The sequence below is a fragment of the Chitinophaga ginsengisegetis genome, assembly GCF_900168065.1.
Lineage (GTDB): Bacteria > Bacteroidota > Bacteroidia > Chitinophagales > Chitinophagaceae > Chitinophaga > Chitinophaga ginsengisegetis.
In genome coordinates, this window is sequence record NZ_FUZZ01000001.1 from 3,333,315 (window position 1) to 3,350,477 (window position 17,163).

Consider the following 17,163-nt stretch of genomic DNA (forward strand, 5'->3'; position numbering starts at 1 on the left):
GAATATTTGATTTCCACAGAAATTGAATATTTAAATAGCTAAACTTTTTTATACCATGTATTTTCAGCTCAGGATAACGGAGATCATACGGGAAACGCCCGGTACTTATACTTATAAGCTGGAAAATACATCGTCGGAACCACTGGAATACATCGCCGGACAATTCCTCACCTTTCTCATTGCACTCAACAATAAAGAATACAGACGTTCTTATTCTTTCAGCTCCACACCAGGCGTGGATTCCTTTCTGTCTGTAACGATCCGCGAAAAAGAAAACGGGGAAATATCACGTCACCTTATCCATACCTGGAAAGTAAATGATATCGTTACCGCACTGGAACCTTCCGGCCGGTTCACTTACGAAAAATCGGGCGTTGCGGAGAAAGACATTTTCCTCCTGGCTGCAGGAAGCGGTATAACGCCCGTATTTTCGCTGCTGAAACAGATATTAACAACGGAGCCCAATGCCCACGTTAAACTGATTTACAGCAACACCACCCCCGAAAGAACCATCTTTTATGAAGCATTGCTAACGTGGCAAAAGCGTTACCCGCAGCAACTGGAATGCATCTGGCTTTTCAGCAACGATCCGGATAGTCATCATACCTACAGAAGGCTTAATAATATTTTACTGGAACAACTGGTAAATACCCATATTCGTTACCACCGGGAAGATTCGCAATTCTTTCTTTGTGGTCCTCCCGATTATATGCGCACTATCCTGCTCACGCTTACCTTCATGGGCTTCAGGGAATCACAGCTCCATAAAGAAAACTTTGTGGTGAATACAGATACCCGGATCGCCAAAACACCATTGCCGCAGGATCACGACCTGAAACAGGTAATCATCCGCTACCGCAATGCAGAATACACACTGGCTGTTCCCGGTAACCAAACCATTCTGAATTACGCATTGGCAAACGAAGTATTGTTGCCCTACAGCTGCAAAGGCGGCGTATGTGGTTCCTGCACGGCACAGTGTGTGAGTGGTAAAGTATGGATGCCGGTAAATGAAGTACTTACAGATAAAGAACTCGCCGAAGGTCTCGTACTTACCTGCGTTGGATATCCCGCAAGCGACGAAGTGATCCTTGAATTATAAAACCATATAATGTAAAAAATATTATCAGTCATAACGATCTGATATTATTTTTTAGTTGCTAAAATTTTGGCTAAATTATAAGGAAAATCAGGTGATGCGAAATGCCCCGATAAAGATTACTTGCTTATCGCTTTTGCTTGTTGTTATCTTTATTAACAGCTATCTCCTGTTTAAAAACGGTTTTCAAACATCTTCATTACTACTGTCACTCAGTATACTAACGCTTTGCAGTGTATTTGCCCTGCTGATTGTCGCCACATTCTTATCAGACAAACGTCCCCTTCAGTTCGAACATCTTTTTAATGAATACCCGATCCCCATGTGGATCTATGAAAAAGCCACCATGCGCTTTTTATCTGTTAACAATGCTGCCGTAGAAAAATACGGGTACAACAGGAAAGATTTCCTGAACCTAACGTTAAAGGATATACGTAATGAAGAAGATATACCACTGCTGCTGGAAAATGCTGCAGAACGGTGCAATGGAGATGAATACAGGGGCATCTGGAAACACCGTAAAAAAGATGGCACCAATTTTTTTGTAGAGATCTACTCCCTTCCCGCGGTATACTACGGAAAAAATGCCCGCTTCATCATGGCCAAAGACGTGGATGCACAAATGAGGGCGGCCAAAGAAGCGCGTGAACTGGGCATTCGCTATGAACTGCTTGCGCAGGCTACAAATGATGCTGTATACGACAAAAACCTCGTAACAAATGCCGTTACCTGGAACCACGGACTACATAATCTCTTCCATTATAACAGCCATGATGAAACCGACCTGGTGCAGTGGTGGCAGGATAATATACACCCCGCAGATCATGCCAGGATCATTTCTTCACTTGATAGCTGCAAACGTGCACATCTGAACTACTGGTCGGAAGAATACCGCTTTAAATGTGCAGATGGCAGCTATAAATATGTGGTAGACCGTGCATTCATCATGTACGAAAATAATATCCCATATCGCATGATAGGGATGATACAGGATATCGACAAGCTCGTAAAACAAGCCAGGCAACTGGAAGAACAAAATGAAACACTCAAGGAAATTGCCTGGATCAATTCCCACGAAATACGCCGGCCGGTAGTATCTATACTCAGTATTGCCGGCTTATTCGATAAAAGCAACCAGGACCTGCATCTCAACACCCAGCTCATGGAATGGCTGCATGAATCCACTCTTCAGCTGGATGAAATCATTCATAAAATTGAGCATAAGGTAAAAGCTCTCCAGTAACTACACCTCGTAAGGTATAAATTGATTGAAGTCTTCTTTTAACGACATATATAATTTCCGGAAAATTTCCATACGATGTTGTATGGTCTGAAAGTCATCGATAGGACGGTCGTCATGCACTACGGTTACCGGCGCGTTGGCTACTCTTTTAGCGCACTGCTTGATGTCGTGATGCATTTCATCAGCTACTTCACGTTGCCGCAGTAAACGGTTTTCAAAATGTTCAACCTGTGTCATTACATCCCGGGAAGCTTTGCTGAGGGCGATTTGTTCCAACCGCTCCCGCATCATTTTTACTTCAGTTCTTACTTCATTTACTTCTTCTTTCCAGGAATTCAGCTGCTGGTGCAGCTCTTCAGTGGGAGTTGTGATTTCCATGGTGTATTGATTTATCAATTTAAATGATGATTAAAAAACTATTCATCATACCAAACGCTGTTGTCAATATCCATATTAATTTACCAGAAAAGACCTGTTCTAAGGTACAATCTTTTTCTGTTCCACCCCTCACTTTTGCACTTCTTTTTACAGATAAATGCCAAACTCAGGAAAAAAACTCATCGCTTCCAGAATGCCGCCTGCACCCGCCCGCTGCGCCTGCAATACATTCGACATTCCTGCAGTGCGCGCTATTAATTCGGGCTCCGAATCACCTACTACCACTCCTTTGAATCCGGATTCATACATGGAATAATCATTCATAGAATCTCCGGCCACCAGCACCTTTTGATGAGGCAGTGCCAGCACCTGCAATAATTGTTTCAACGTAAACCCTTTATTTACACCGGCAGGTAATATATCAAGGTATTTTCCGGCAGATAAAACCAGGTCGCATTGCAGCGATGCCGCTATTTCACGGGCACCTTCAATATCAGTGCTGTCATTATAATAATAAGAACAACGGTATTGCTGATGTGCCTCCTGGTGCAGTAATCCTCTCACTGTTTTCAATGTCTCTCTCACATGATCACCAGGCCATTTGGCCGCAATGTGCGATTGTACCGGCTCCACCGCCGTCAATGTAGGCAGGTGGGTAACAGTAGCCCCTACATCTCCAATAATATATTCGGGCCGCGGCAAAGCATTATTCTCCAGTAACGATAATACACTTGGTATGCCCCGGCCGGTTACAAACACCAGCTGTATATCTTTTTGTTGCTGCAATAAACTGTATAATTGTTCTTTATCTGCTGCTGTACCTCCTAAAAATGTACCGTCCAGATCTGTGGCTAATAACATGTGTTGTAGTGGCTTTTAATGATTTCAATGAATGCGGATGCCGATAAAAGTATAAAAAAAAGACCAGCCGTAACGACTGATCTTCTTTTAGATATAACGGGTTAGTATATAACGATGTGATTAGTTCAGCATTGGTACATCTATCAGCAAAAACTCTGCCGGTTTGATTACTTCAATACTTACTTTGTCATATTCGGATAACCCGATTGCATCACGTGTTGCTAATGTTTCTCCATCTACTTTCAATTCACCACTGAGCAAAAACAGGTAAGTACCTATGTTAGGTGCTTTCGCTGCAATGTCCAGTGTTTTACCGGCTTCATATTTACCTAATGTAAACCAGGCATCCTGGTTCAACCACAGGCCGTTGGCATTTTTATCCGGTGAAATCACCACCTGTAAAGCGTTTTCACGGGCGGCAGGATCAAATGTTTGCTGATCATAACGGGGCGTTACATTTCTTTCTCTCGGTATCACCCAAATCTGCAGAAAGCTTACCTCCTCCGTTTTAGACGCATTAAACTCAGAGTGTACCACACCTGTTCCGGCACTCATAATCTGTACATCATTTTTACGGATCACTTCTTTATTACCGGTGTTATCGCTGTGCGCTAATTCACCATCCAACACAATAGATACAATTTCCATATTATCATGCGGGTGAGCGCCAAAACCCATTCCACCTTTTACCGCATCATCATTCAACACACGCAGTGCGCCAAAGTGAATCCTGTTTGGATCATAATAGTTAGCAAAGCTGAAAGTATGGTGGCTCTTCAGCCAGCCGTGGTTGGCATATCCCCTGGTATCTGCACGATGAATAACTTTTTTCATAACTAAATCTCCTTTGTTTTAACACTACAAATATCGTTATAAACAAAGCGGTGGAGAATGGATCATATGTTGAAAAGCGTGGACAAAAAAATACGGATTTCTCTATGCACTACCCGCGTGAAAAAACGGTATGCATATGAAAAATCCGTAAAGCAGTAACGATGCCTGGTAACTATTTACACCAGTTTCGCATCTGTAGTAATGGTAGCATTCAGCACTTTGCTCACCGGGCAGTTAGCCTCAGCATCCGCTACAAATTCAGCGAATTTGGCGGCATCCAGGCCCTCTACGCTGGCGGTTACTTCCAGGTGGCTGGTAGTAATAGCACCGTTATCTAAAGTGATTGTGCATTTGGTATCAATGTTACCGGGAGTAAAACCGGCGCCAGTGATCACAAAGCTCAGTTTCATGGTAAAACAACCGGCATGAGCTGCGGCAATCAGTTCTTCAGGGTTAGTACCAATACCATCTTCAAAGCGGCTGCTGAAAGAGTACTGGGTCTTGTTTAATACAGTTGACTGGGAAGTTAAAGTGCCTTTACCTTCTTTACCGGTACCTTGCCAATTGGCAGATGCAAATCTTTTCATGTTAAATTTTTATTTTTTTCCTGTTAGAAAAATCAGTGCGGAGGCCCAAATTACAAATTAATCGGCAATAAAAAATGCCGGAGCTTCCCGGAACATAAAAGCACATAAAAAAGCCGCACAGTTTCCTGTGCGGCTGTACATGGTTCCTGTCAATTGATTCCTATATCATTTCTACCAATTCTGCAATTGGCTTACGTACTTTCCTGGCATGTTGCATCACATCATCGGGAGCTCTGAATCCTATCGCAGCAACTACTACAGCAGCCAGGCCCTTCTCTGTAAGTCCTAATATCCTGTTGTATCCGGCAGCATCAAAGCCTTCCATCGGACAGGCATCAATGTTTTCCACAGCTGCTGCCGTAAGCAGGGTGCCCAAAGCAAGATATGCCTGCTTTGCACTCCATACAGCTGTTCCTTCTGCACCTAACCGGTTAACGGTTCCCTTCACTACTCCTGAAAAACCTGCCAGTTGTTCAAGAGCTATGTTACGCGTTTCCGCCACATTATTCATATAGTCATCTACGTGGGTTTCGTTCAGATCGGTATACCTCGCAAAAACGATCAGATGCGATGCATCCGTAACCTGCAACTGTCCGTTGGACACCGCTTTCAGTTGCTCACGTACGGCCGGGTTCTCTACTACCAGGATCTTATACGGTTGTAAACCGTAGGAAGAGGCAGAGAGTCTTGTAGCGGCCAGTAATTTCTCCAGCTGATCTGCACTCAGTTTCTTAGCCGGGTCAAATTTCTTAACGGCATAACGCCATTCCAGTTTATTCAGAATATCCATTTCATTTTTATTGAGCATTACCCGTTACAGATCATGATCTGTAACGGGTAAACACTATCTTATTGTTGTTTTACCATTTGCACGCTGGCCAGCAGCTTTACTTCATCACTCAGCAGCAAACCGCCGGTTTCAGTAGTGGCGTGGAAAGTAAGACCAAAATCTTTACGGTTAATTTTACCGCTCAGTTCAAATCCTGCTTTAGTCTGACCATAAGGATCTACCACTTCGCCGCCAAATTCAACATTCAGCTCTACAGGACGGGTATTGTCGCGGATGGTTAAGTCACCTACCAGCTTAAATGTATCGGCATCTATTTTCTTTACTTCTTTAGACACGAATGTGAGCTTAGGATACTTTTCTGCTTCGAAGAAATCTCCTGCCTGCAGGTGAGCATCACGCTGCGCATTCTGCGTGGAAATACTGTTGATATCTGCTTCAAATGTAATGTTGGCAGTGCTGAAATCATTATCAACGGTCTGCATGGTACCATCAAATTTTGCAAACTGACCGGTTACAGTCGTAATCATCAGGTGCTTTATTTTAAATTGTACGTCACTGTGTGAAGGATCAATTTTCCAGGTTGTCATATAATTTTGTTTTTTTAGTATTATTAAATGTTTAATTAGTTTAAAACTCCCATTTTACCGGCGTTGTAGTCATCTATCGCCGTTCTGATTTCATCTTCCGTATTCATCACAAACGGACCGTAAGCAAAAATTGGCTCATCAATCGGTTCGCCGCTCAACACCAGCATAGCAGTGTCTTTCAGCGCGGTGATGATTATTTCAGTACCCTCTTTTTCAAAGAGTGCAGTTTCTACTCCTTTGAGCGGCTGACCATTCACATCTGCTTCTCCCCGGAATACTACTGCTGCCGTGTTAAAATTTTCCGGTATGCTTAAAGTGATCTTATCATCTTTTTTCAGATGGATATCATAAACATTCACCGGGGAAAAGGTACTGGCAGCGCCTTTCACGCCATCATATTCACCTGCAATTACTCTCACATATCCTTCTTCACTTACTTTTATCACAGGTATTGCTGCTTGGGTAAGGTTCTGATAGGAGGGAGGATTATTTTTAAATGCTTTGGGAAGATTTACCCATAACTGGGCAAATTCTGCTTTCCCGCCTTGTTTGCTGAATGCGTCACTGTATTTTTCTTCATGTAAGATGCCGCCGGCTGCTGTCATCCACTGCACATCACCCGGAAACAACAAACCGTGACTACCGGTAGAATCCCGGTGTTCCAGTTCGCCCTGGTATACGATGGTAACGGTTTCAAAGCCTTTGTGCGGATGTTCGCCAACACCTTTGGGTCTTACACTCGGTGGGATGTAGTTGGGAGCTGCATAGTCCATCATGATAAAAGGACTGATCCTGTTACCTTCAGAACGGGTACCGCCCGGTAAGGTACTCTGTACCCTGAATCCATCACCTACCATGTGTGGTGTGGCTGCAATTATGATCTGGCTTACATGTTTTTGTGTTTTCATATTGTTTGCCTCCTTAAGACAACACAAAAGTACATGTTGCAACATCCATTAAGAATGGATAAAACACTCCTAGTGATGGACTTTTTTTGAAAATTCCGGAAAATTCAGACAGAAGGGCCTACAGAATTGCGGGAAGCCTCTTTAAATTCAGAAGGACTCTGGTTGGTATACTTCTTAAAAAAGCGGCTGAAATAGTGCGGGTCATCAAAACCCAGCTTGTAGGCAATTTCTTTGGCAGTAAGGTCTGTATTATACAAATACCGCTGCGCTTCCAGGATCACCCGGTTACGGATATGCTCCCCGGCAGTAATACCGGATAATTGCTTGCTGATTTCATTCAGCAGCACAGGTTTGATATGTAAAAGGCCCGCATAATCAGATACGGTTTTTAATTCCTGGTATTTTTCCTCTATCAGGTTTTTAAATTTCAGGAAGATGGAACTATTGTGAGCAGCATGCTGTTCAGGGGTAATGGCCACATTCTCTCCCTTTATGCGGGAAGCCAGTACCAGGAAATAACGCAGCAATCCGTGCAGGGCCATTTCGTATTCAGGTTCGCGCAGGGTTAATTCTTTCATCATCAGGCGCACAATAGCGTCAATATCCTTCTCCTGTTCATCATCAATATGAATAACGCTGCTGAACTGGCTATTGAAAAACAACCCGGAATTAATACCGGATACCTGCGTCTGATCTTTTAAACACATGAAAGCATCACGAAACGCAATCATGTATCCATCTATTTTATCGGTTGCCTGCAGGTTATGCACCTGGCCGGGAGCTACAAAAAACAAAGTGTTTTTCTTTACCTCGTGCGTCACAGCATCAATAGTATGCAACAGCTTACCTTTCTTAATCCAGTAAATGGTGTAGAAATCGTGCCGGTGCGGCACCCCGATCTGATCAAAAAAACTGTTGCCTAATTCACAAAGACCAGACACCACAAATCCCGGATCTGCATGCGAGTATTCCGGTAAGGAAACAATCCCGATATTTTCACGTTTCTCAGCCATCTATTAAGGTTCCTGCAGTTTCCTCCTCCCTCTCGGAAGGATCAATGTATTCAATAATAAAGTTATTCCTGCCTTCTCCCACCATAATCCCCATATGCTTCATCTGCACCAGTTCCAGCATACTGAGGAACAGGAAAATGGCATGTACACGGTCTTTACAGTGATCGAATATTTTTTCAAATGATAAAGTACGTTCCGCCCGCGCCAGCTCTTCCATATACATCCTGGAGCCTTCCATCGTATAGTCGTACTTGTATACTACGTGCTGGGGCTTATTATCACGCTCTTTCATGCGCTGTATCACCTTTTCAAAGGTTTTTGTCAGCTTGAAGAGCGTGAGCGTCTGTACTTCGGTACCTTCACTGGTCACTTCCCCGATTTCCGCCAGTTCCTTTGCAATATTTCCACGCTTTACAGACAGCATACGGTCTGCTTCCATTTCTGCCAGTTCCGCGGCTGCCAGCTTGTAGCGCTTATATTCGAGGATCTTGTCTATCAGCTCCATGCGGGGATCAATCTCATTTCCCTGCTCATCCAGCTCCTTGCGTGGCAGCAGCATTTTGGCCTTGATACGCATGAGGGTAGATACAAAGAGAATGAATTCACTGGCCAGCTCAATATTCAACGTTTCAATATGATGGATATAATCCAGGAAGTCCTGTGTGAGAGTATTAATAGGGATATTGTAGATATCCAGCTCATCACGTTCAATGAAGAACAGCAACAGGTCGAAAGGACCTTCAAATTGCGGTAATTTGATCTTATAGACAGGTGCTTGTTCGCTCATTAAAGATTTTTTTAAAAAGATATCGCACAATTGCACGGAGTCATTAAATGCCCGGTTCAATATAACCGGCTACTTGGCTCCATGCCGCTGTGCGATATCAAAAATAACAAAATTCCGGCGAATCAGAACTTGGCAGCAAAGCCAACCCCTATCACCTGTTTTATTTGCAGACGAGGCCCCATTACACCAGTTTCTTTATTCTCAAATACTTTTACATCATCATCATATATCATATCTACGGTCAGCAGGGCGGAAATCCACTTATTAACCTTCAGTTCCAATGCGTTGGTAAAAAACACATCTATATTTCCCGGGTTATGCCTGTAATCGGAAAATAAATCCAGCCGGCCTTTGTAAGTCATGTTTTTGGCAAAAGTCTTTATATAGTTGGCAGACAGGTAGGCGCCTATTTCATATTTAAAATGCGAGCCCGTATCCACTCCATAAGCACCCTGTTTAGAGAGTACGTCATCCATTACAAACACAAAACGGGAAGTAATCGGCGACAGGAATAAAGAAAATGATTTGTCTGGTTTATAGTCAAAACCCGGCGACACCAGCACATAAGCAGGAGAGAAGAATTTTGAGGACAACTGTGGCGTAGTATCTGAAGGATACAAATAACCATTGGTGAATTGCGTACGCAGATTCACTAACCCGCTTAAATACCAGTTTTTGCCGATATCATAACCATACTTGGTGGTCAGGTCAATACGGTCATCATTCTTGCGCCCGCCCAAACTGGTGGTGTTAATATAACCATATGCGAGGTCGGCCACGTTGTCCCAGGAATGTCTTCCGTTTTTATAAAATGCCCAGGCAAAAAGATTGGACCCAAGGGAGAAAGCAAAATTATCGCCACCCGCAGCCCAGTTACTTAATGATCCCTGATTGATATTGACGTTAATGTTCATCCCTTTCTTCCATAATTTGGGAATGGTGTCATTAGCGTCTTTCTTGATTTTATCAGAAGCTTCTTCTCTCGACTTCTTCATCCAGTCATTTTGCGCGTGCACGGCCGTAAACAATAACATACAGCAGGCAATGGATAAAGTAATTTTTTTCATCAATTTGTGTTTAAATGAGTATACGTAATAAACCATCCCACTTCTTCCGGGAAGGAAAAATGGGATGGTAAGGGTATTTTTAAAAAAAATTATCTGGATTTTTTCAGTTCATCACGAATTTCCATGAGCAGTTTTTCCTGGGTAGACAGTTCTGCCGGGGCAGGGGCTTCTTCTTTTTTCTTGGTAAGCTTATTCATAAATTTTACCAGCAGGAAAATACAGAAGGCGATAATAAGGAAATCAATCACGCTCTGTATAAAAGCACCATAAGCAAATACCGCTATCCCTTTGGCTTTCGCATCTGCCAGTGTGGCCACCTCTCCCTTACTTGTGTCCAATACATAAAAGACGTCGTTAAAATTCTTTCCCCGGGTAAATAATCCGACGAGAGGCATCAGGATATTATCTACCAGAGATGTAACAATCTTTCCAAACGCACCACCTATAATCACACCCACAGCAAGATCCATTACATTGCCTTTCATGGCAAACTCCTTAAACTCTTTGATGAACGACATAATGCAAGGTTTTTATTGGTTAAAATAAGTGAACAAAATTAAAGTATAATCCCCGAAGACGTTAATTATTAGGTTATTATTTCTTTAACCGGGGGTATTTCATCTTTAATGATTTCAGTGTATCCCTCAACGTTAGCGCAATCAGGTATTCTTTATACCAGTTCTGATCTGCCGGTACAATCAGCCAGGGCACATAATTACAGCGGTTGATGGCGTCTTCATACGCATCCATATATTTATTCCACAACTTTGCTTCTGCCAGGTCATTTTCGTTATACTTCCACATTTTCCGGGGGTCTTCGGTTCGTTCCATCAGGCGCTGCTGCTGGGCTTCCTGTGATACATGCAGGTAACATTTTATGATGTGTGTATTATTATGAACCGTTAGCAACTTTTCAAAATCATTAATGGCCTCCATCCGTTTAAAAGCCATTTTATCGTCAATCCACTTATGTACACGTTGTATGAGAATATCCTCATAATGTGAGCGGTTAAATACCTGGATCATGCCTTTACCCGGCGCATGCTGATGTACCCTCCATAAAAAATCATGTTCTGATTCTTCTGTGGTGGGTGCTTTGAAAGAGTGTACTACGCAACCCTGTGGATTCAAGGTACCTGTAACATTCTTTATTACGCCGTCTTTCCCACTGGCGTCCATTCCCTGTACCACCAGCAATACACAGTGCTTATGCTGTGCATACAGCAGGTTTTGAAGTTCATCCAGTTCTTCCAGAATTTCCCGGGTTACCGCCTTTATCGTTTCTTTTTCCAGCTTTTTGGGAGCCGATGTGCTGATAGCTGACAATTTGATTTTACCCATGTAGCGCATTCTTATAAATAAATTTAACAAAATAGGGACAGAAGTGTTGCATTAACACGATTTATATTTTGCTGAATATGAAGGATACCTGCACCTTTGTACTCGAAAAATAAAAGATATGCAGCAACGTTTCGCCCATTGGGGAGTGTTTATCCTGTTATCACTCACCTGGGGCAGTTCCTTTATATTGATGAAAATAGGTCTGGAATCATTTACATCCTACCAGGTAGCCAGCTTAAGACTGGTAGCTGCTGGCATTGCACTTTCTCCTTTTTTACCAAAGGCATTCAGACAAACACCCGTAAATAAGCTTCCCATTATCATATTGTCCGGTATCCTGGGTAACGGTATCCCGGCCTTTCTGTTTTGTTTGGCCGAAACGGAAATCGACAGCTCTCTTGCAGGTATACTTAATGCCTTAACACCATTGATGGCCTTACTGTCCGGGATTATTATCTTTAAAAGTCCATTTAAAAAAGCGCAGCTCACCGGCATTTTCGTAGGACTGGCAGGGGTAGTGTTATTGTTCACCGCCAAAGGTATCAATACAAATGGCCACTGGTATTATGCCCTGCTGGTAATTCTGGCTACCGTAAGCTATGGCGTTAATATTAGTATGGTACATCATAAGCTGCAGGGTTTCAGTTCGCTGCAGTTGGGGTCTATTGCTATGTTCTTTTGTGCCCTGTTCACTTTCCCTATTTTGTGGTGCAGTAATTTCTTTCCGCAGTTTTCACAACCGGATGCGCCCTGGCGGTCGCTTTCAGCGGGCCTGGTACTGGGGGTGATGGGAACCGGGGTGGCAGCTGTACTCTTTTTCCTGCTCATCAAAAAAGCGGGATCCATGCTGGCCTCAATGGTAGCATATGCGTTACCGTTAGTAGCAGTAGGGTGGGGATTAGTGGCGCATGAAACAATTACCTGGGTCCAGGTGGGGAGCATGGGTATTATTCTGCTCGGTGTGTACCTCGTAAACAAGGCTAACAAAGTGGCTCCGGCAAAATAAGCCACTGCTAAAAAAGCAGCGGAGATATTAACCGGATCAGCATCCGTTAATATCTCCGCTGTTATATTTTCAGGCTATAAAACTCTTAAATAGCCATAATTTCTTTCTCTTTTACTTCGCAGTGTTTATCGATCAGCGTAATGTGCTTGTCGGTTAATTGCTGGATATCGGCTTCTGCATCCTTGGCAGTATCTTCACTTAAACCGTCTTTCTGCAATTTTTTAACTGCTTCAATAGCATCCCTGCGGATATTCCTGATGGCTACTTTTGCCTGTTCGCCTTCGTTATTCACCTTTTTCACAAATTCTTTCCTGCGTTCTTCGGTTAATGGCGGGAGGAATAAACGGATGATAACCCCGTCGTTTTGTGGATTGAGACCAATATTAGATGCAATAATGGCTCTTTCAATAGGTTGCAGCATGTTTTTTTCCCAGGGCTGAATGGTCAGGGTACGGGCATCTGCAATGCTTACGTTAGCTACCTGGTTTAGTGCAGTTGGTGCGCCATAATAGTCAACAAAGATACCATCCAGTATTTGCGGATTGGCTTTCCCGGCTCTGATTTTTGTAAGTTCCAATTCCAGGTGCCCGATAGCTTTCTTCATCGAGTCCGCTGCCTCATCAATGATAAGCGTTAGATCATCTTGCATAACATAAATAGTTAAGTGCGTGCAAACCTACAGGTTTTCTTTTAATCGTCAAAGCAACGCCCTGATAATGGAAGTAGAAATGCTTACAAATAACCACAACAAAAGGATTATTTATCTTGTAATACACCCTCTGTTGTAACACGCAATATTTTGGTGGCTTCTTTTGCTGTTGCCGCTGCTGGCTGTACTACCGGTTCTGGTATAGCTTTCACAGCCAGTTTCTTCCGGCGTGCCAGGTATAATATTCCTGTAAAAAAGGTAGCAGAACCTATTACAACCATTAACAACCAGGTAGCGCCCATTCCCTGCAGCACAAATGCACCAAGTATGTAGGTAGCATTAATGGCTACGGAAACCAGCGTGGTTTGCCTGTGATTGAGCTTCAGGTCCAGCAGGTAGTGATGGATATGGTTTCTGTCGGCAGTGAAAGGAGATCTTCCCTGTAACATACGAACAGCGAATACGCGTAAAGTATCAAATAAAGGTACGATCAGAATGGCAAAAGCCACAGCTGGTGTAGCTCCGATTGGCATCTTACCGGCCGGGTTCCCTGCCACATCAATGAATTTCAGCACCAGCACCGCATTTACCAATCCTATCAGTAAGGATCCCGTATCACCCATAAAAATGCGGGCGGGGGAAATATTATATATAAGAAAACTGGCCAGTCCACCTGCCAGTGCAAAACCAATGACTGCATAAGTGATTTCACCTACATGCAGAAAATAAGCCCCCAGTACGGCACTTACCAGCAATCCGATGCTGCCGGCATGACCATCTACCCCGTCTATCAGGTTGAAAGCATTGATTACCACAATAAAAGTGAAATAGGTCAGCATCAGGCTGATATTGGGAGGCATAGCATAAATGCCCATGAAGCCATACATGCTTGTAATCTGCAGATTGCCCAGGTAGATAATAGCGAAAGAGGCTGCCAGCTGCCCGATTAATTTCTTTAACGGAGACAGCCCTACGATATCATCTTTCATACCTACCATGAAAATGATAAAGAACGCCGCCATCATGTATTGAAATGGCGAGTTGGCTAACGCGGGTACGCAGATAGCAGTGGCAATTATAAATCCGGAGAAAAAACCGATTCCTCCGAGCGTTGGTATACGCTGTTTATGCGTCTTTCTTTCGTCCGGTTCGTCGTATAAATGCTTTAATTCCGCCACTCTAATCAGTATTGGAATAGAAAAATAGGTAACAACAAAACTTAGGACGGTAGCAATTAATACATTCTCCATTAGTGGGGCTTAATTGTGCAAAGATATTAATTTCAACGAAATGTGAAAAGAAACGTTAAAAAAATCAACTTTTTTAATACTTTGAGATCGCAAAAAAACATTCAACAGCCACAAATTCTACGAAATTCTATTAGTTTTGCGGCACAAAAATTAACAACTATCATGCCACAGCTCAAAGATATTGCTACTCAGGTAAGGAGAGATATTGTACGGATGGTACATGGCGTTCAAAGCGGTCACCCCGGAGGTTCATTAGGTTGCGCCGACTTTCTGACTGCATTGTATTTCAAGGTAATGGATCACAAACCGGAACCTTTTGATATGGATGGTAAGAACCAGGACTTGTTCTTCCTGTCCAATGGACATATTTCACCAGTGTTCTATAGCGCACTGGCCCGTTCTGGCTACTTCCCCGTACAGGAACTGAGCACTTTCCGTAAGCTGAACTCCCGCCTGCAGGGCCACCCCACCACCCACGAACACTTACCGGGCGTACGCATCGCTTCCGGCTCCCTGGGCCAGGGCATGAGCGTGGCAATAGGCGCAGCGCTCGCTAAAAAACTCAATAACGATAAAAACCTGGTATTCTCCCTGCACGGAGACGGTGAGCTGGAAGAAGGACAAATATGGGAATCCGTAATGTTTGCTCCTCATCATAAAGTAGATAATCTTATCATCACCGTTGATCTGAATGGTCAGCAAATTGATGGAACTACAGATGATGTTGCCGGCCTCGGTGATGTAGGCGCTAAATTCGAAGTATTCGGATGGCTCGTTCTGCACATGAATGGTAACGATATGGATGATGTTGTTGCCACACTGGAAAAAGCCAAAAGCCTTACCGGTCAGGGTAAACCCATTGCTATTATCATGAAAACCGTTATGGGTCAGGGTGTTGACTTCATGGAAGGCCACCACGAATGGCATGGTATCGCTCCAAGTGACGAACAACTCGCCAAAGCACTGGCTCAGTTACCAGAAACATTAGGCGACTATTAATTGTAGTTACTTAAAAATATTAAAAAAGGAGGAGCATGAATTCATGCTCCTCCTTTTTTAATATTTTTAATCAGGTCCTTATCAGGTGGCCTTCAGTGTTATCGCTTCCACCGCCGCTCTTCTCGCCGGATACCAGCTGGCAGCCACACCTATCACTATAATCGTAACAAACACCAGCAGGAAATCTGCCGCATGCATACTCACCGGGTATGAATCCACCAGGAAAGAGGTTCCCTCCAGCTTAATAATACCAAAATGCTGTTGCAACACACAAAAGGTGATGCCCAAACCAAAGCCCAGCGCGGTTCCTATCCCTGCAATGATCAGTCCTTCTGCCAGGAAGATGCGCATAATCAATGATTTACGCGCACCCATTGCCTTCAGGATCGTAATATCTTTTTGCTTTTCTATCACCAGCATGTACAAAGAGCCAATCATATTAAAAGCGGCAATGATCATAATAAAGCTAAGTATCACGTATACCGCCCACTTCTCCGTTTGCATAATGGCATACAGCGATTGATTCTGCTCATACCGGGTTTGCACTTTGTAATGGCTCCCCAGCAACTTTTCAAGTTGCACTTTCAGTTCTTTATCGTTTATCCCTGCCCGTGTCCCGATTTCCAGCGACGACATCTCATCGTCCCCCATCTGCAACAGGCCCCTTAAAAATTCAATGTTTGTAATAACATACTTGCTGTTAAACTCCTGCTGAATAGCAAAAGTTCCGGCAGGATACAAAACGCCATTGTTCAGCGCATCCTCAGGGGTTACAAAAGCATTCACATTCCTGCGGGGAAGATATACCGTAACAGGTGCAATACTATGCACTACATCCACGCCCAGCGCGCCTTCCAGCTCTAACCCCAGCACCGCCCGGTAAGCGACACTGTCGCCGGTGTCAAAACGTCCCCGGATAATGTTGCTTTTCACATCCGTAACATAATTGTAACTGCTGTCAACGCCCTTCAACACTGCAATCGTAGGCTCGTCACCGTAGCGCAGCACCGCCTTCTCTTCAATTACCCGGGAGAAATGGGCCACACCCGGCACCGCTGCTATTTGCTGCAACTGCGCAGGCGTAAGGATAATTGTTTTACCGGTAACCGGCGCAATCTTCACCGCGGGATAAAAAGAGGAGTAAAGGGATTTTACCAGGCCCTCAAAGCCGTTGAATACACTCAGTATCACAATGAGGGCGCCTGTCCCAACTGCAATTGCCGCCACACTTACCCAGGCAATGATATTGATAGCATTGGTAGATTTTTTTGCCCGGAAGTAACGGGAAGCAAATTGCCAAACCATGTATTTGTAGAATTACGAATGAAGAATAAAGAATCCGTAACCCTTATTTCTTGCCATCCTTAATGTTGGCGTCATCTTCCTTGATCTTCTTAAACAATTCTTCCATCTTAAACACATAGTCAAGGGTATCATCCAAAAAGAAGCTCAGCTCGGGGATTCTGCGCAATTGTTTACCTAATCCTATTCCGAGTAACTTCTTGATTTCACCCATTCTTTCCTTGATCCGCTCCAGCATCTCAGAAGGAGCTTTGATCTGGAACATACTCAGGTATACCTTCGCTTCCAGCAGGTCTGGGGTCATCTTCACGGCAGCAACAGATATCATTCCCCCATCCACCACGTTAAATCCCAACCGCTGAAAAATACCACTCAGCTCCTGCTGCACAAGTTGTCCTATTTGTTTCTGCCTTTTAGTTTCCTGCATCTCATTCAGTTTTAATCGTTAGTAAAACAGTCTGC

General features: G+C 43.6%; 20 protein-coding genes. 4 read left to right on the plus strand and 16 right to left on the minus strand.

Features of this window, described 5'->3' with window-relative positions; translation table 11 throughout:
- Positions 1–55 precede the first annotated feature (55 nt).
- A complete protein-coding gene (locus B5Z18_RS13235) occupies positions 56–1,102 on the plus strand; it encodes a flavin reductase family protein (RefSeq protein ID WP_079469802.1) in 1,047 nt (348 codons plus the stop codon).
- Between the two features lie 133 nt (positions 1,103–1,235).
- Entirely contained in the window at positions 1,236–2,342 is a 1,107-nt protein-coding gene (locus B5Z18_RS13240; protein ID WP_159454292.1) for a PAS domain-containing protein, read from the plus strand.
- Here B5Z18_RS13240 and B5Z18_RS13245 read toward each other — a convergent pair whose 3' ends face one another.
- The 12 genes from B5Z18_RS13245 to B5Z18_RS13300 all read right to left on the minus strand — a co-directional run bounded on the left by B5Z18_RS13245 (position 2,343) and on the right by B5Z18_RS13300 (position 11,495).
- On the minus strand, positions 2,343–2,720 hold the full coding sequence (locus tag B5Z18_RS13245; protein ID WP_079469804.1) for a hypothetical protein: 378 nt from the start codon (positions 2,718–2,720) through the stop codon (positions 2,343–2,345).
- 147 nt (positions 2,721–2,867) lie between these two features.
- On the minus strand, positions 2,868–3,581 hold the full coding sequence (locus B5Z18_RS13250; RefSeq protein WP_079469805.1) for an HAD-IIB family hydrolase: 714 nt from the start codon (positions 3,579–3,581) through the stop codon (positions 2,868–2,870).
- 120 nt (positions 3,582–3,701) lie between these two features.
- The gene (locus B5Z18_RS13255) at positions 3,702–4,415 is read right to left on the minus strand and encodes a pirin family protein (RefSeq protein ID WP_079469806.1); all 714 of its coding nucleotides are present in this window, start codon (positions 4,413–4,415) and stop codon (positions 3,702–3,704) included.
- Positions 4,416–4,591: 176 nt separating this feature from the next.
- Entirely contained in the window at positions 4,592–5,002 is a 411-nt protein-coding gene (locus tag B5Z18_RS13260) for an OsmC family protein (protein WP_079469807.1), read from the minus strand.
- 160 nt (positions 5,003–5,162) lie between these two features.
- On the minus strand, positions 5,163–5,792 hold the full coding sequence (locus tag B5Z18_RS13265; RefSeq protein WP_143313566.1) for an NAD(P)H-dependent oxidoreductase: 630 nt from the start codon (positions 5,790–5,792) through the stop codon (positions 5,163–5,165).
- A gap of 59 nt (positions 5,793–5,851) precedes the next feature.
- On the minus strand, positions 5,852–6,379 hold the full coding sequence (locus B5Z18_RS13270; protein ID WP_079469810.1) for a YceI family protein: 528 nt from the start codon (positions 6,377–6,379) through the stop codon (positions 5,852–5,854).
- A 35-nt stretch (positions 6,380–6,414) separates the two neighbouring features.
- Positions 6,415–7,287: a pirin family protein gene (locus B5Z18_RS13275; RefSeq protein ID WP_079469811.1), complete on the minus strand. Its 873-nt coding sequence runs from the start codon at positions 7,285–7,287 to the stop codon at positions 6,415–6,417.
- Between the two features lie 104 nt (positions 7,288–7,391).
- Positions 7,392–8,300 (minus strand): helix-turn-helix domain-containing protein, encoded by a 909-nt coding sequence (locus B5Z18_RS13280; protein ID WP_079469812.1) that lies wholly within the window; start codon positions 8,298–8,300, stop codon positions 7,392–7,394.
- Positions 8,293–9,087: a segregation and condensation protein A gene (locus B5Z18_RS13285; protein ID WP_079469813.1), complete on the minus strand. Its 795-nt coding sequence runs from the start codon at positions 9,085–9,087 to the stop codon at positions 8,293–8,295. Before B5Z18_RS13285 ends, B5Z18_RS13280 begins: the two co-directional genes overlap by 8 nt.
- A 122-nt stretch (positions 9,088–9,209) precedes the next feature.
- Positions 9,210–10,154: a DUF3078 domain-containing protein gene (locus tag B5Z18_RS13290; protein WP_079469814.1), complete on the minus strand. Its 945-nt coding sequence runs from the start codon at positions 10,152–10,154 to the stop codon at positions 9,210–9,212.
- 89 nt (positions 10,155–10,243) lie between these two features.
- A complete protein-coding gene (mscL, locus tag B5Z18_RS13295) occupies positions 10,244–10,672 on the minus strand; it encodes a large conductance mechanosensitive channel protein MscL (RefSeq protein ID WP_079469815.1) in 429 nt (142 codons plus the stop codon).
- 76 nt (positions 10,673–10,748) lie between these two features.
- Positions 10,749–11,495, minus strand: a complete 747-nt coding sequence (locus tag B5Z18_RS13300) for a PPK2 family polyphosphate kinase (RefSeq protein WP_079470079.1) — start codon at positions 11,493–11,495, stop codon at positions 10,749–10,751.
- 118 nt (positions 11,496–11,613) lie between these two features.
- Here B5Z18_RS13300 and B5Z18_RS13305 point away from each other — a divergent pair, with 118 nt between their 5' ends.
- Positions 11,614–12,501 (plus strand): DMT family transporter, encoded by an 888-nt coding sequence (locus tag B5Z18_RS13305; protein WP_079469816.1) that lies wholly within the window; start codon positions 11,614–11,616, stop codon positions 12,499–12,501.
- Positions 12,502–12,586: 85 nt separating this feature from the next.
- On the opposite strand, the gene frr is transcribed toward B5Z18_RS13305, so the two are convergent.
- A complete protein-coding gene (gene frr / locus B5Z18_RS13310) occupies positions 12,587–13,150 on the minus strand; it encodes a ribosome recycling factor (RefSeq protein ID WP_079469817.1) in 564 nt (187 codons plus the stop codon).
- A gap of 107 nt (positions 13,151–13,257) precedes the next feature.
- Entirely contained in the window at positions 13,258–14,400 is a 1,143-nt protein-coding gene (locus tag B5Z18_RS13315) for a glycosyltransferase family 4 protein (protein ID WP_079469818.1), read from the minus strand.
- A gap of 162 nt (positions 14,401–14,562) precedes the next feature.
- Between B5Z18_RS13315 and B5Z18_RS13320 the strand changes: the two genes are divergently transcribed.
- Positions 14,563–15,399: a transketolase gene (locus B5Z18_RS13320; protein ID WP_079469819.1), complete on the plus strand. Its 837-nt coding sequence runs from the start codon at positions 14,563–14,565 to the stop codon at positions 15,397–15,399.
- A gap of 81 nt (positions 15,400–15,480) precedes the next feature.
- Here the strand turns inward: B5Z18_RS13320 and B5Z18_RS13325 are convergent, their stop codons facing one another.
- A complete protein-coding gene (locus B5Z18_RS13325; RefSeq protein WP_079469820.1) occupies positions 15,481–16,704 on the minus strand; it encodes an FtsX-like permease family protein in 1,224 nt (407 codons plus the stop codon).
- A gap of 43 nt (positions 16,705–16,747) precedes the next feature.
- Positions 16,748–17,128: a 30S ribosome-binding factor RbfA gene (rbfA, locus tag B5Z18_RS13330; RefSeq protein ID WP_079469821.1), complete on the minus strand. Its 381-nt coding sequence runs from the start codon at positions 17,126–17,128 to the stop codon at positions 16,748–16,750.
- Positions 17,129–17,163 lie beyond the last annotated feature (35 nt).

What these genes read in the sequence shown, in the direction of transcription:
- B5Z18_RS13235 (WP_079469802.1), top strand. Translation starts at nt 56, where the DNA reads ATGTATTTTCAGCTCAGGATAACGGAGATCATACGGGAAACGCCCGGT.
- B5Z18_RS13245 (WP_079469804.1), bottom strand. Translation starts at nt 2,720, where the DNA reads ATGGAAATCACAACTCCCACTGAAGAGCTGCACCAGCAGCTGAATTCC.
- B5Z18_RS13250 (WP_079469805.1), bottom strand. Translation starts at nt 3,581, where the DNA reads ATGTTATTAGCCACAGATCTGGACGGTACATTTTTAGGAGGTACAGCA.
- B5Z18_RS13255 (WP_079469806.1), bottom strand. Translation starts at nt 4,415, where the DNA reads ATGAAAAAAGTTATTCATCGTGCAGATACCAGGGGATATGCCAACCAC.
- B5Z18_RS13260 (WP_079469807.1), bottom strand. Translation starts at nt 5,002, where the DNA reads ATGAAAAGATTTGCATCTGCCAATTGGCAAGGTACCGGTAAAGAAGGT.
- B5Z18_RS13265 (WP_143313566.1), bottom strand. Translation starts at nt 5,792, where the DNA reads ATGGATATTCTGAATAAACTGGAATGGCGTTATGCCGTTAAGAAATTT.
- B5Z18_RS13270 (WP_079469810.1), bottom strand. Translation starts at nt 6,379, where the DNA reads ATGACAACCTGGAAAATTGATCCTTCACACAGTGACGTACAATTTAAA.
- B5Z18_RS13275 (WP_079469811.1), bottom strand. Translation starts at nt 7,287, where the DNA reads ATGAAAACACAAAAACATGTAAGCCAGATCATAATTGCAGCCACACCA.
- B5Z18_RS13280 (WP_079469812.1), bottom strand. Translation starts at nt 8,300, where the DNA reads ATGGCTGAGAAACGTGAAAATATCGGGATTGTTTCCTTACCGGAATAC.
- B5Z18_RS13285 (WP_079469813.1), bottom strand. Translation starts at nt 9,087, where the DNA reads ATGAGCGAACAAGCACCTGTCTATAAGATCAAATTACCGCAATTTGAA.
- B5Z18_RS13290 (WP_079469814.1), bottom strand. Translation starts at nt 10,154, where the DNA reads ATGAAAAAAATTACTTTATCCATTGCCTGCTGTATGTTATTGTTTACG.
- mscL (WP_079469815.1), bottom strand. Translation starts at nt 10,672, where the DNA reads ATGTCGTTCATCAAAGAGTTTAAGGAGTTTGCCATGAAAGGCAATGTA.
- B5Z18_RS13300 (WP_079470079.1), bottom strand. Translation starts at nt 11,495, where the DNA reads ATGGGTAAAATCAAATTGTCAGCTATCAGCACATCGGCTCCCAAAAAG.
- B5Z18_RS13305 (WP_079469816.1), top strand. Translation starts at nt 11,614, where the DNA reads ATGCAGCAACGTTTCGCCCATTGGGGAGTGTTTATCCTGTTATCACTC.
- frr (WP_079469817.1), bottom strand. Translation starts at nt 13,150, where the DNA reads ATGCAAGATGATCTAACGCTTATCATTGATGAGGCAGCGGACTCGATG.
- B5Z18_RS13315 (WP_079469818.1), bottom strand. Translation starts at nt 14,400, where the DNA reads ATGGAGAATGTATTAATTGCTACCGTCCTAAGTTTTGTTGTTACCTAT.
- B5Z18_RS13320 (WP_079469819.1), top strand. Translation starts at nt 14,563, where the DNA reads ATGCCACAGCTCAAAGATATTGCTACTCAGGTAAGGAGAGATATTGTA.
- B5Z18_RS13325 (WP_079469820.1), bottom strand. Translation starts at nt 16,704, where the DNA reads ATGGTTTGGCAATTTGCTTCCCGTTACTTCCGGGCAAAAAAATCTACC.
- rbfA (WP_079469821.1), bottom strand. Translation starts at nt 17,128, where the DNA reads ATGCAGGAAACTAAAAGGCAGAAACAAATAGGACAACTTGTGCAGCAG.